Annotated in this window: 11 protein-coding genes; 4 read left to right on the forward strand and 7 right to left on the reverse strand. The window is 60.7% G+C overall.

The genetic code is table 11. From position 1 onward, the window contains the following. Positions 1–22: 22 nt before the first annotated feature. Both AMC88_RS00620 and AMC88_RS00625 read right to left on the reverse strand, forming a co-directional pair. On the reverse strand, positions 23–952 hold the full coding sequence (locus AMC88_RS00620) for a cation diffusion facilitator family transporter (protein ID WP_064824651.1): 930 nt from the start codon (positions 950–952) through the stop codon (positions 23–25). A 191-nt stretch (positions 953–1143) separates the two neighbouring features. Continuing rightward, complete coding sequence (locus tag AMC88_RS00625) at positions 1144–1503, reverse strand: hypothetical protein (RefSeq protein ID WP_016735179.1); 360 nt, start codon at positions 1501–1503, stop codon at positions 1144–1146. A gap of 265 nt (positions 1504–1768) precedes the next feature. Between AMC88_RS00625 and AMC88_RS00630 the strand changes: the two genes are divergently transcribed. Further along, positions 1769–3124: an amino acid permease gene (locus AMC88_RS00630; protein ID WP_064824652.1), complete on the forward strand. Its 1356-nt coding sequence runs from the start codon at positions 1769–1771 to the stop codon at positions 3122–3124. A 12-nt stretch (positions 3125–3136) separates the two neighbouring features. Here the strand turns inward: AMC88_RS00630 and arcC are convergent, their stop codons facing one another. The 4 genes from arcC to AMC88_RS00650 form a co-directional block, all read right to left on the reverse strand. After that, positions 3137–4072, reverse strand: a complete 936-nt coding sequence (gene arcC, locus AMC88_RS00635; RefSeq protein ID WP_064824653.1) for a carbamate kinase — start codon at positions 4070–4072, stop codon at positions 3137–3139. Between the two features lies 1 nt (position 4073). Then, positions 4074–5078 carry an ornithine carbamoyltransferase gene (locus AMC88_RS00640; protein WP_016735176.1) on the reverse strand — a complete coding sequence of 335 codons (1005 nt, stop codon included), beginning with the start codon at positions 5076–5078 and terminating at the stop codon, positions 4074–4076. Positions 5079–5115: 37 nt separating this feature from the next. After that, positions 5116–6345, reverse strand: coding sequence for an arginine deiminase (gene arcA / locus AMC88_RS00645; protein WP_037116983.1), 1230 nt, complete (start codon positions 6343–6345; stop codon positions 5116–5118). A gap of 157 nt (positions 6346–6502) precedes the next feature. After that, a complete protein-coding gene (locus AMC88_RS00650) occupies positions 6503–6709 on the reverse strand; it encodes a hypothetical protein (RefSeq protein WP_037116985.1) in 207 nt (68 codons plus the stop codon). A 301-nt stretch (positions 6710–7010) separates the two neighbouring features. On the opposite strand from AMC88_RS00650, the gene AMC88_RS00655 reads away from it, so the two are divergent. From AMC88_RS00655 to AMC88_RS00665, 3 genes are all read left to right on the forward strand, one after another. Next, a complete protein-coding gene (locus AMC88_RS00655) occupies positions 7011–8255 on the forward strand; it encodes a sensor histidine kinase (RefSeq protein WP_064824654.1) in 1245 nt (414 codons plus the stop codon). Next, positions 8221–8886 carry a response regulator FixJ gene (gene fixJ / locus AMC88_RS00660; RefSeq protein WP_064824655.1) on the forward strand — a complete coding sequence of 222 codons (666 nt, stop codon included), beginning with the start codon at positions 8221–8223 and terminating at the stop codon, positions 8884–8886. Before AMC88_RS00655 ends, fixJ begins: the two co-directional genes overlap by 35 nt. Positions 8887–8980: 94 nt before the next feature. Next, a complete protein-coding gene (locus AMC88_RS00665) occupies positions 8981–10762 on the forward strand; it encodes a hypothetical protein (RefSeq protein ID WP_184328567.1) in 1782 nt (593 codons plus the stop codon). A gap of 62 nt (positions 10763–10824) precedes the next feature. Here AMC88_RS00665 and AMC88_RS00670 read toward each other — a convergent pair whose 3' ends face one another. Continuing rightward, positions 10825–11838, reverse strand: a complete 1014-nt coding sequence (locus AMC88_RS00670; protein WP_064824657.1) for a hypothetical protein — start codon at positions 11836–11838, stop codon at positions 10825–10827. Between the last annotated feature and the right edge of the window lie 131 nt (positions 11839–11969).

Genomic DNA, 11969 nt, shown 5'->3' on the forward strand with positions numbered 1-11969 from the left:
CAGCGGGAATGCCGGCGCCGGCTTATTCCGCCCATTCCGCATCGGCCGTGAAGGCGATCGTCAGCCAGCGATTGGCGCTCTCATCTCCGATCGCATCGCCTATCTCGTCTCTGAGCGCGTCCCATTCCTCCACGGTCTTTGCCGGAAGTCCTTCCGGCACGATGAAGTAGAGTTCGATCTGCATGGCCCGGCCGACCCGGGCGACATAGGCGCGATGCGAGAGGAAGCCAAGGCGACGAACCGTCTCCGAAGCGATGCGATCGACATGCTCCTGGAGATCGGCAGGCGCGATCAGCAAGATTTCGGTCAACGCCTTCCAGACGGTGCCGATCGGAAGCGGGATCATGACCAGGCAGACCAGCGCCAGAACCGCGGGGTCCATATAGCCGGCAACCCAAGCGGCCGGCGTCGCCTGCACGGCCATGCCGATCAGAAATGCAATCAGCAGGGCAAGCGCGATGCCGCCGGACATGATCCAGGCCTTGACGTCGAGCGAAATGAAATCGGATTTGATGCGGGCGTTCAGCCGGATGCCGAGGAAGGCCATGACGGCGCAGACAAGCAGGGTCGCTGCGGAATAAGCCACCGCCATGCCGAATTGCAATTCATGGCCGCCGCTGAGGATGCTGATGATCGCGCTGATCAGCGCATAGACGGCAACGGTCATCAACAGGCAGCCATTGAGCATCAGCACGATCGGCTCCAGATGCCAGAAGCCCATGGTAAAACGGTTTCGAATCCTGCCGGATCGGGCGTCGCGCTGCGTCGATTGTATGATCAGGCTGGAAACCCAGAGCGCCAAGCCGGTCATCGCCGCGTCGGCCAGCGAATATACGCCGTCGAAAGCGATGGAGAACGATCCGGAAAGAATGCCGAAAACCACGCCGAGCGTAGCGACCACCACCGTCGCCGCGATCGAGATCCTGAGAAATCCCTGCTCGCCCAATCTCATTGCCCCGCCTCCGACACCCTTCATTGCGATTGTTTTATGCTGATCGTGAAGGTGAGACGAGATGTGAATGGGTGGGCCTGCGTTTCATCTTTTGCCCGGTCGCAGTCGCCCACAGAGGCGGGCGGCTGTCCTATCGGAGAAGGCGGCCTCGAGGCCTGCCTCAACTGAAATCTGTGCGGCGCTGAGACCGGTCATTTCGTATAGAAGGTCATGTTGCCGTTGCGTGCCCGCGAGACCCATTCGATGTCGTTCGCGGTGAGCTTTTTGGTTTTGAGCTGGGCGGTAAGCCATTTGTTTGCGCGGATCGCATCCCGGATGGCTTTGACGTGCTCCTCGCTTCCCTGTGTCGGGTGGGCGCCGGTCTCAGAAAAATCTGCCGTCCTATAGCTGACGATCGTAAATCGTCTGTCGTGATAGGTTCGTACCGCGTCAGGCAGATTCTCGCTCCAGTTCATTCTGCGATATTCGCGTCTCGTCTGCTGCGCGTCGACCGGGACTATTCCGGCGACGGCAGTGATCGCGGCAAGTCCAATGATCATGGCCATCTTCATCGCACTAACTCCTGAGAACAGAATGATGTTCGGTTGTGGAGGATAGCTCACGCAGCGGCGCCAGGCATTGAGTACAATCAATGCCGTTCAAACAAGAGGGACACTGCCGCCCGCTCGCGCGGCTGCCGCTAATGCCGAAAAGACTTTGTCGCCACTACGCATTGAACCGGATTGCGGCATCCATTCTTTGGGAGGAAAATCGCGTCCGGGAACGGAAGTTCGAGCCGAAATCGGCATCGAGAAGGGCGTCTCTCGGGAGGGCACCATGACAACGTCGCCAAATGGCAAGAGTCTGGGACTTGCCGCTTGCACCGCCATCGTCGTCGGAAACATGGTGGGCTCGGGCTTTTATCTTTCGCCGGCTGCGGTCGCACCCTACGGCAATCTGGCGATCATCGTCTGGATCGTCATGGGCGCCGGCGCGATCTGTCTCGGCCTGACCTTCGCGCGCCTAGCGCGCCTCGTGCCCGCGGTCGGCGGCCCCTACGCCTATACAAGGCTCGCTTATGGCGATTTTGCCGGCTTCCTGATCGCCTGGGGCTACTGGATTTCCATCTGGACATCGCTGCCCGTCATCGCAATCGCCTTTGCCGGCGTGATGGTCGATCTCTTCCCCGCCCTCGGCAATCGTTTCGCCGCGACCGTGCTGACGCTCGGCGTGATCTGGGCGATCGTCCTCGTCAATCTTCGTGGCGTGCACGCGGCGGGCGTCTTCGCTCAGGTCACCACCTATGCCAAGCTGCTCCCCTTCGGCGCCGTCGCCATTATCGGTCTTCTCTTCATCGACACGTCGCATTTCTCCGAATTCAACCCGAGCGGACAATCGCTGCTGCAGTCGGTCGCAACGCTGGCGCCGTTGACGATGTTCGCCTATCTGGGGCTGGAATCGGCGACCGTACCCGCAGGCGATGTCGAAAACGCCGAGCGCACCATCCCCCGCTCGACCGTGCTTGGGATCTCGATCGCCGCCGCCCTCTACGTTCTGGGCACCATTGTCGTGATGGGCCTTCTGCCGCGCGACCAGCTGGTTCACTCGGTTGCGCCATTCTCCCAGGCCGCGGCGATCATGTGGGGCCGGCCCGGCGAGCTGGCGATCGCGATTGCCGTGCTGCTCTCCTCGATCGGTGCTCTCAACGGCTGGACCTTGCTGATGGGGCAGGTTCCGATGGCGGCGGCCCGCGACGGCCTGTTTCCGCCGCTTTTCGCCCGGCTCTCCCCGCGCGGCGTGCCGGCATGGGGCATGATCATCTCAGCCTCCTTCGCAACACTTTTGGTGCTCGTCCAGGCGATCGGCTCCGAGGGTTTCGCCGCCGTCTACCGGCTGATGGTCGGGCTAAGCACCATGGCTGCCGTCATTCCCTATGCCTTCTGCTCACTTGCCGGAAGCCTCGTTGCGGGAGTGACCCATGGGCGAATGCCACGGGTGAGCGCCATCGAACTCATCGCCTTCATCTTCGCAATCTTCACCCTTTACGGCTCCGGCGCCGAACCGGTGCTCTACGGCCTCGTGCTATTGATGCTCGGAATACCCGTCTATGTCTGGCAAAGGCGAAATGGTGCTGAAGTGACCGCCAAGGAAACGGCATCGGCTGCACCAAGGCAGCCGGCCGTCTCCGGATAAGGTCATGAAAGCTTAGTGCCAGCTCAGCGCGGCAAAACCGCCATTGATGATCGTCCCGCGGTCTCCCCGCACCAATCCGGCAATATCGGCTAGACTTCCGATGGCCGCGGTCCTGTTGCCGCTGCGCGCAAAATGGCAGGCGGCATCGACCTTCGGACCCATCGAGCCCGCCGGGAAGGAAAACTGCGTGAGGTCGTCGGGGCGTGCCCGATGAATAGCCTTCTGGGACGGCTTGCCCCAATCGAGGCACACGGCTTCGGCATCCGTCGCCATGATCAGAAGATCGGCCTTCAGCTCGCGCGCCAAAAGCTCGGAGCACAGGTCCTTGTCGATCACCGCCTCGACACCGACCAGCTTTCGGTTGGCGCCCTTCTCGTACATCGTCGGAATGCCGCCGCCGCCGGCACAGATGACGATCGTGCGCTGTTCCAGGAGCCAGCGGACCGGACGGATTTCGAAGATCCGCTTCGGCACCGGGGAGGCAACGACGCGTCGCCATTTTTCGCCGTCCTGTTTGAACACCCAGCCCTTTTCGGTGCGGATCCGGTCCGCTTCGGCCTGGTCGTAGACCGGGCCGACGAATTTGGTGGGATTTTGGAAGCCGGGATCGTCCGCGTCGACTTCCACCATCGTGAGCAAGGTCGCCAGGGGCTGCTCGAATGGCAGGAGATTGCCGAGCTCCTGCTCCAGCATATAGCCGATCATGCCTTCGGTTTCGGCGCCGAGAACATCGAGCGGATAGGCTTCCTCAGGCTTGTAGGCCGCGCCCTGGAGGGCAAGTAGGCCGACCTGCGGCCCGTTGCCATGGGTTATGACGATTTCATGGTCGGCCGCCAAGGGTGCGATCGCCTGCGCGGCGATGCGCGCATTGCGTCTCTGAGTATCGGCTGTCATCGCTTCCCCGCGCCGGAGAAGCGCATTGCCACCAAGCGCTATGACCACACGCATGCTAATCTCCCAAAGTGGCGACAAGCAGTGCCTTGATCGTATGCAGACGGTTCTCCGCCTGCTCGAAGGCGACGTTGGCCTCGGACTCGAAGACGTCGTTGGTGACTTCAAGCCCGTTGTCCATGCCGTAATCTTCAGCGATCTGCTTGCCGAGCGTGGTTTCGGTGTCGTGAAAAGCCGGCAGGCAATGCATGAACTTGGTCTGCGGATTGCCGGTCGCTTTCATCAGGTCCTGGTTGACCTGATACGGGGTGAGCAGCTTGATACGTTCGCGCCAGACCTCCTTCGGCTCGCCCATCGAGACCCAGACATCGGTGTGAATGAAATCGACGTCCTTGACCGCTTCTCTGGGATCTTCGGTGACCAGCAGGCGCGCGCCCGAGGCCTGCTGCAAATCCTTGGCGATCTTCATGTATTCTTCCGAAGGCCACAGCGATCTCGGCCCGCAGATGCGCACATCCATGCCGAGCAGGCAGCCGACGATCAGCAGCGAATGTCCCATATTCGAGCGGGTGTCGCCGACATAGGCATATTTGATCTCAGCGATCGGCTTGTCGCTATGTTCGCGCATGGTCATGACGTCGGCGATCATCTGCGTCGGATGATATTCGTCCGTCAGTCCGTTATAGACGGGCACCCCGGCGTATTTTGCCAGCGTCTCCACGCCTTTCTGCGCAGAGCCGCGATATTCGATCGCATCATACATGCGCCCCAGCACCCGCGCCGTGTCCTTGAAGGATTCCTTGTGGCCAATCTGCGAGCCGGAGGGATCGAGATAGGTCACGTTGGCGCCTTGGTCCGAGCAGGCGACCTCGAAGGCGCATCTCGTTCGCGTCGAGGTCTTCTCGAAGATCAGGCAGATTTCCTTGCCTTTCAGATGCTCCTGTTCGGTGCGGGCGTATTTGGCCCGCTTCAGGTCGCGAGCGAGGTCGAGGAGGTAACGGAATTCCCTCGGCGTATAGTCCTGCACGGTCAGAAGCGATCGATTGCGCAGATTGAAGCTCATGGTCTTGCTCCGTCGGTCTGGTTCATGGTGTGAAACGTCAGTAAGCCGGGTCGCGCCAGATGGGGCATGTCATGCAATGGCCGCCACCACGGCCGCGGCCGAGTTCGGAGCCGCGAATGGTGATGACCTCGATCCCCGCCTTGCGCAGAAGCGTATTCGTGTAGGTGTTGCGGTCGTAGGCGACGACGACGCCGGGCTCGAGCGCGACGACATTGTTGCCATCGTCCCATTGTTCGCGCTCGGCCTGGTAGGAATTGCCGCCGGTTTCGACGGTGCGCAATTGCGGCAGGTCGAGCGCCTCGGCGACGACATCGAGCATCGGCCGATTGTCAGGGTGGATCTCGAATGTGCCGTCGTCGTCCTTGGGGTACATGCTGTAGCAGCGGACCTGATCGACGACCTCGGCAAACAGGGTGACGACATCGCGATCGCAAAAGCTGAAAACCGTGTCGAGGTGCATGGCCGCACGGCTCTTCGGCATCAGGCAGCCGACCACTCTCTTTGCCGCCTTGCTCCTGAACAGGGCTTGCGCCACCTGGCCGACGGCCTGGTAGGTCGTACGCTCGCCCATGCCGATCAGCACGGTGCCGTTGCCGATCGGCATGACGTCGCCGCCCTCCATCGAGGCATTGGCGAACGGCTGGTCCGAATCGCCCCACCAGATCTGGAAATCGCCGCCGAGGAAGATCGGATGAAACTTGTAGATCGCACGCTGGATCAGCGTCTCGGCGCGTCGTGCCGGCCAGAACATCGGGTTGCAGGTCACGCCGCCATAGATCCAACAGGAGGGGTCGCGTTGAAACAAGGTATTCGGGATCGGCGGGATAACGAAATCCGTCTCCGGCAGGGCGCTGAGCATCAGCGACTTTGCCTTGACCTCAGGCAGGTCGGAGATTGCGATGCCGCCGATCATGAAGGCGGCGAGCTGCGCGGCCGGCATTTCATCAAGCCATGGCCGCATCGCCTCGGCGATCTGCGAGCCAAGCACATTTGGGGTAATGCGCCGGTCCAACAAGAAATCGCGCGCCTGCTGGTTGGCGAGCGTCTGGCCGAGCAAGTCGTGGAGTTCGAGGACTTCGACCCCCCGTTCCTGCATCTTCAGCACAAAATCAAAATGGTCCTTCTGGGCCTCGTGAACCCATAGAACATCGTCAAAAAGCAGATCATGGCAATTGGCAGGCGTCAGGCGCTGATGCGCCAGCGACGGTCTGCAGACCATGACGGTTCTCAATTTCCCGACCTCCGAGTGAACCCCGAAACCACGCATGTGGTCCTCCTTTCAGCCTTCTGGATCGCGGCCGCACCGCCCATTCTTCGAAGACAGATTATTTCGGTCCGCTCGGTCGTGTCATTGATCGCAGACAATTCGCGGTGCGGTATGTGGATTCTTGCCTGAGGCCGGCTGTCACCGGGCTGCGTCGCCCTCAATGAAGGCCGGAACGGTCGCTGCGACGGTTTTGCCATGGGCGCCAATGAGTTGGGTGGATGTCGAGCATTTCGCCGCTGGTGGCATCGATCCAGCCGTCGGAAAGGCGCTGGCAGGGGAAAATCAAGGCATGGACGCCGTCATCGTCGATGACGGCGAGTTCTATATCCTGTTCGAACGGAGCTTCGAGGAGCAACCGCCACATTACCGAAACCTCCCAGAGGATCCACCAGCGTCAGCCGGACCTTTTCACCTTTCGACGTCCTCAATTGGCTCCTGGTCTTTGCGCCTCACAATAGTGGAACAACGGGACGGGGGCATTGAGCCGGATCAATGGCGACGAAGGCCGACGCCGGGGAAGCGGTGCCAAAGATTGCGACCAAAACAACAATAGAGGCTACGCGATACTACACGGATTAGCTGTCTGTGGGTGGTATCCTCAGGTCATTGCCGGAGGAACTGACGCTCCATGAGGCCAATACTTCTCAAGGGGTGAGGAGACCATCATGCCGATCAAGATGGAAGCGCCGCATACTGTCGCCGAAGCCGGTCCGAGCGTGGCAGCAGGACAAGTCTCCCCCGTGACGTCGCAGACACCGCGTCGCGAGGCTGCGAGGGGCTTTCGCGAAGGAAACGGCGGGCCGCGGATGGACTGGATCCGGCAACTCCATGACCATATGCCGGACGCGGTGTTTTTTATTGGCGACCGCCACAGAATTTCGGCCTGCAACAAGGCAGCGGTCGCCCTGTTCGGCTATGAGGAGCGTGAATTGATTGGCCGAAAGATCGGCTTTGTCTGGCGTCCGACACCGGATATTCGATTGAATGGACGCTGGGCAGACGAGGGGGCGGTGCGTGCCGGCCTGGCGATCACCAAGAGCGGAGCCCAGTTTCCGACCGCCCTTACCATTATCAGGAAGCATGACGAAAAAGGCGTCTTCACCGCGGCGGTTTTCGAAGACTTCCGCACCGAGGGTGAGACTTTGCGGCAAGTTCGTGAGCTGCAGCTGGAGATCGCCCGCCTTGCAAGAGTGACCGAACTGGGAGAGATGGCATCGACTCTTGCCCATGAACTTTCCCAGCCGCTGTCCTCGATCGCGGCCTATTCCGAAGGGTGCGGGCGTCTTGTCACGGGCAAGCGGCCCGGGCGCAGCGAAGAGCTCCGCGAAGCGCTGCTGGAAATTAAGCGCCACGCGCTCTGGGCAGGAAGTATCGTTCAGAACGTCAGAGAATTCGCAGAGCGTGGCGCTTCCGAGAGGACGCCGGAGGCGATGCACGAGCTGATCCACAAGGCGGCAAGACTAGCGCTCATCGGGTCGCGGCGGAAGGACATGCACACGGACTTTCAGTTCGAAGCGGCGCAGGACACCGTTCTCGCAAACCGCGTTCAGATCGTGCAGGTGCTCACCAACCTCGTTCGCAATGCCCTGGAGGCGACGGAGTGTGTCGAGCAGCCCCGCATTGCGATCCGAACGGCAGTGGACAGTTTCGCGCATCTCGTTGTCGACGTGTCCGACAACGGCTGCGGGATTGCAGCCGAGATCGAAGATTCGTTGTTTCGCCCCTTCGTGACCTGCAAGCCGCACGGCCTCGGCATGGGCTTGGCCTTGTCCAAGCGCATTGTCGAGGCGCATGGAGGCCGGATAGGCGCGCGTAGGAGAACAGAGAGCGGTTCAGTGTTTTCGTTCTCGCTTCCGCTGGTGGAGATTGAAGCCGATGGCGAACGACCTGACGATCCATCTCGTCGATGACGAGGAGGCGCTGAGACGATCTTTGACATTCCTGCTGGCGTCAGCAGGTTTTGCCGTGCGGGCCCATAGCTGCGCAAACGCATTTCTCGATCTTCTGCCTCTTTCGGGCAGAAACTGCCTTGTGACGGATCTGCGCATGCCCGATGTCAACGGCATCGAATTGCTTCAGCGCCTTCGACTGTCCAGCGTGAACGTTCCGGCGATCGTCATTACCGGCCAGGGCGATGTCGCGGCAGCCGTGCAGGCGATGAAGGCGGGGGCATCAGATTTTCTCGAAAAGCCGCTTCGGGAAGAGGCCCTGATCGCGGCGATCAATCTGGCAATGGGACAAAGGCGGCCCGGCCGCTCGATTGCCGATTCCGAAAGCGTCGCGGCACGGCTTCGCCAGCTCACCGATCGCGAACATCAGGTCTTGACGGGGGTGCTCGATGGTCTGCAGAACAAGATGATCGCCTACCAACTGGGCATCAGCTCGCGCACGGTGGAGGTCCATCGCGCCAATGTGATGGCCAAGATGGGTGCTCGCAATCTTGCCGAGCTCATGCGTATGGCGGTCACAGTCGATATGGTTGTGCAGTCGAGCGCCGAACGGATTTCGCCCGTCGACCCCTGGCCAGCCTGCGCCCGATAATTCCAAGAAAGCTAAGCTTGCAACTTCAGGCTCGTGAGATATGATGCTTTAGAAGATGCTTACATAATTGCGTGATCTTGTCGTAGGGGCGAGCATGAGAAACGCAACACAGGTCAATATAGTCAGCAGTCCTGGACCGACCGCTGAGGAAATCTGCAGGCAAGTTGAGCGAATTCTTGCAAGTGAAGAATTTCACGCGCCGCAGCGCGGGCGAAATTTCTTGGGATTTGTCGTCAACGAGACGCTTGCAGGTCGAGCAGGCTTCCTGAAGGCGTTCACCATCGCAAATGTGGTGTTTGGTCGGGAAGCATCGTTCGACCCGCAGAACGATCCGGTCGTCCGGATCGAAGCCGGCCGCATCCGAAAGGCACTGGAGCGTTATTATCTCGTCGCAGGCCAGGCGGACGAGGTCGTCATCACGGTGCCGAAAGGCGGCTACGTGCCGCATTTCGAATATCTCCGGGACGCGTCGGCGCCGACACGGCCGGAGAAAGACCGCAATGTGCAGATCGCAGCTTTCGCAGATCAAACCTATTCGCCACGGGAGACGCAGCGCCCGGCTCTGCCGACCGCTCGCGGCCGCGGGACCGGTCTGCTGGCCGTCCTTATTCTTCCTCTCCTCGCCCTTGCCATTGCCCTTTTCGCTCGAGGCGGCACTCCGATCAGGCCGCCGCCGTCGGGGGGCCTTGCGCCGACGGTCGCCGTCGAGGTTTTTGCCGAGAGCAGCCTCTTCGATTCCAGTTCGGATATCGCCCGCGGCCTGAGGGACGATATTATTGGCCAGCTTGCTCAGTTCGATGCCCTGGTCGTGGTCGCCGAACCGTCGACGGGTGATCATGCCGCGGCTGCCGACTACGCGCTCCAAGGCAATATCCAGATGGACGGGAGCAGGTTGCGCTCCGTTGCAAGGTTGGTGCGCCAGACAGACGGGGCCGTCATCTGGGCGAATAATTTCGACGCCGATCTTCGCGCGCAGAACAAGCTCGAGATTCAAACAGATGTCGCCCGGCAAATTGCCGGCGCGATAGCGCGGCCCCATGGCGCCATCTCTCAAGCGGAAACGGCCATGATCGCGCAGTCAGCGCGGAAAGCAGACAAGGACGCCTATGCCTGCGCTCCACTCTATGGCAGCTATATTGAGACGATGACGGCGAAAAACCATGGCGCAGTACGCGAGTGCCTGGAACAGGCAATCCGGCAGCGTCCGGATAATGCGACATCCTGGGCGCTCTTGTCCCTGGTCTACCTCGACGAGGTGAGATTTCGCTACAAGCTCGGCACACCCTCTTCATCCGAGGCGCTGGCGTTGGCAGCCGCTTCGGCACAGCGGGCGGCATCGCTGGCGCCGGATAATCCCCGCGTCCTTCGCGCCGTCATGCTGGTAAGCTTTTTCCAGGGCGATATCGACAAGGCCATTGCTGCCGGGACTGCAGCCTATGCTGCAAATCCCGATGACGTGGAGGTCGCCGGCGAGTATGGCCTGCGATTGGCAATGTCCGGAAAGTGGCAATCGGGTTGCGAATTGATATCGATCGCGCTTGACAAAAATGCCGGGCCTAGAGGCTACTACGAGGCCGGCATGGCAATGTGCGCATTGATGAGGGGCGATATCGAAGCGGCGGAAGAATGGTCGCGGATAGCCGGTCTCGACGGCAACCCGATGCGCCATCTTGCCCTGCTGTCCATTCTCGGAGCCGCAGGCAAGATGGACGGGGCGAAGCTGGAGCGGGATTGGCTTCATATGAACGCCCCGGCATTGATGACGAATATCCGCCAGGAGATTTCTCTGCGCCTGCAGCGCCCGGAAGATCAGGAAAAGTTCTTCAACGGCCTGCGCGCCGCGGGCGTTGCCATCGACCTGCCGTCGGGAGAATAGGGGAACGAACGATCCCGATTGGACGGTCCCGCTGGTGATGAGCGCGTGATCGCATGCGATGGCTATCGAAGAGAGCCGGCGCCGTTCAATTTGCGGCTGGTTGAAATTTCCAAGATTATTTGCGCGGCAATTTCGTCCTCGACATTGAGGGTGGTCTGATCGCGCAGATCGCGATCATATTGATTTGCCCAGACGACGGCGCCGTCGGCGCCCTTGATCAGGCGGACATGCAGATGCAGGACCGTACCTTCGACAAGCGTGCTTCCCTGAAGATTGAACAACGAGCCGCTCGTCTCCACGCCGGATCGGCCGGGAGCAAGCACGACAAGGCTATCCACTTTCATGAGTTTGGCGATCAGCTGATCGGCCAGTCCCTTGGCAAGATCCGCTCCGCGCGCCGTGCCGCCGAGTGCCGCAAAGGGTTCGACGACGATTCTGGTCTTGCTTGTCAATGTCGTGGTGGGCGGCGTTTCCGATGGCGAGAGGTAGGATTCGAGTGGACGGATGAGGGCGAGCACCGCTATTGCGCCGAAGAGGGCCGGAACGCCGATTGGCAGGAGAAGATCGCGGTAGCGCAACGGGCGCTCACGCCCGGGCTGACCCCGCTCATGCCCGGGCTGACCTTGCTCGTGCCCGGGCTGACCTTGGTCATGCCCGGGCTGTTGCTTGTTCTCGCCATTTGGCGCGGCAGCGATCTCGGCGTTCGAGCCGTCTTCCCCACTCGAAAAATGCGGGGCATAGCCCCCTTTGGGAATGGTGATTTCTATCAGATCGCTGTGTCCGCAGACGAGATAATATCGTTCGAGGGCGCGGCGGATACGCCCCGCTTCGATGCGGACAACCGGATCATTCTGTGCATCGAAGGAGGCATCGCGTCCGAAGACCGCCTGCGCAATCGTCGAGGCTTTGAGTTGTTCGCCACGCCCGTCAAGTGTCTCTTCGACAATATACTGCAGGAAGCGACGCCCGCGTTCAGGCGCGAGGAATTCCGGACTGGCGAGGATACGATCAAGCTGTAGGCGCACGTTTTCGGGTTCTTGGCGTGCCTGGCCGGCCTGTCCCTCTTCCGGTACCATTTAGACCTCCCGCGATACCGCCGCATCGCCCTCAAGGGATGATAGCTTTATACACCTGCCGGTGGTCGCCGGCTTCCGTAGCAATACGTAAGGGATATCTCGAATACCGAGACGTTCAACGATTGCTTATG

The sequence above is a fragment of the Rhizobium phaseoli genome (assembly GCF_001664385.1).
GTDB lineage: Bacteria > Pseudomonadota > Alphaproteobacteria > Rhizobiales > Rhizobiaceae > Rhizobium > Rhizobium phaseoli.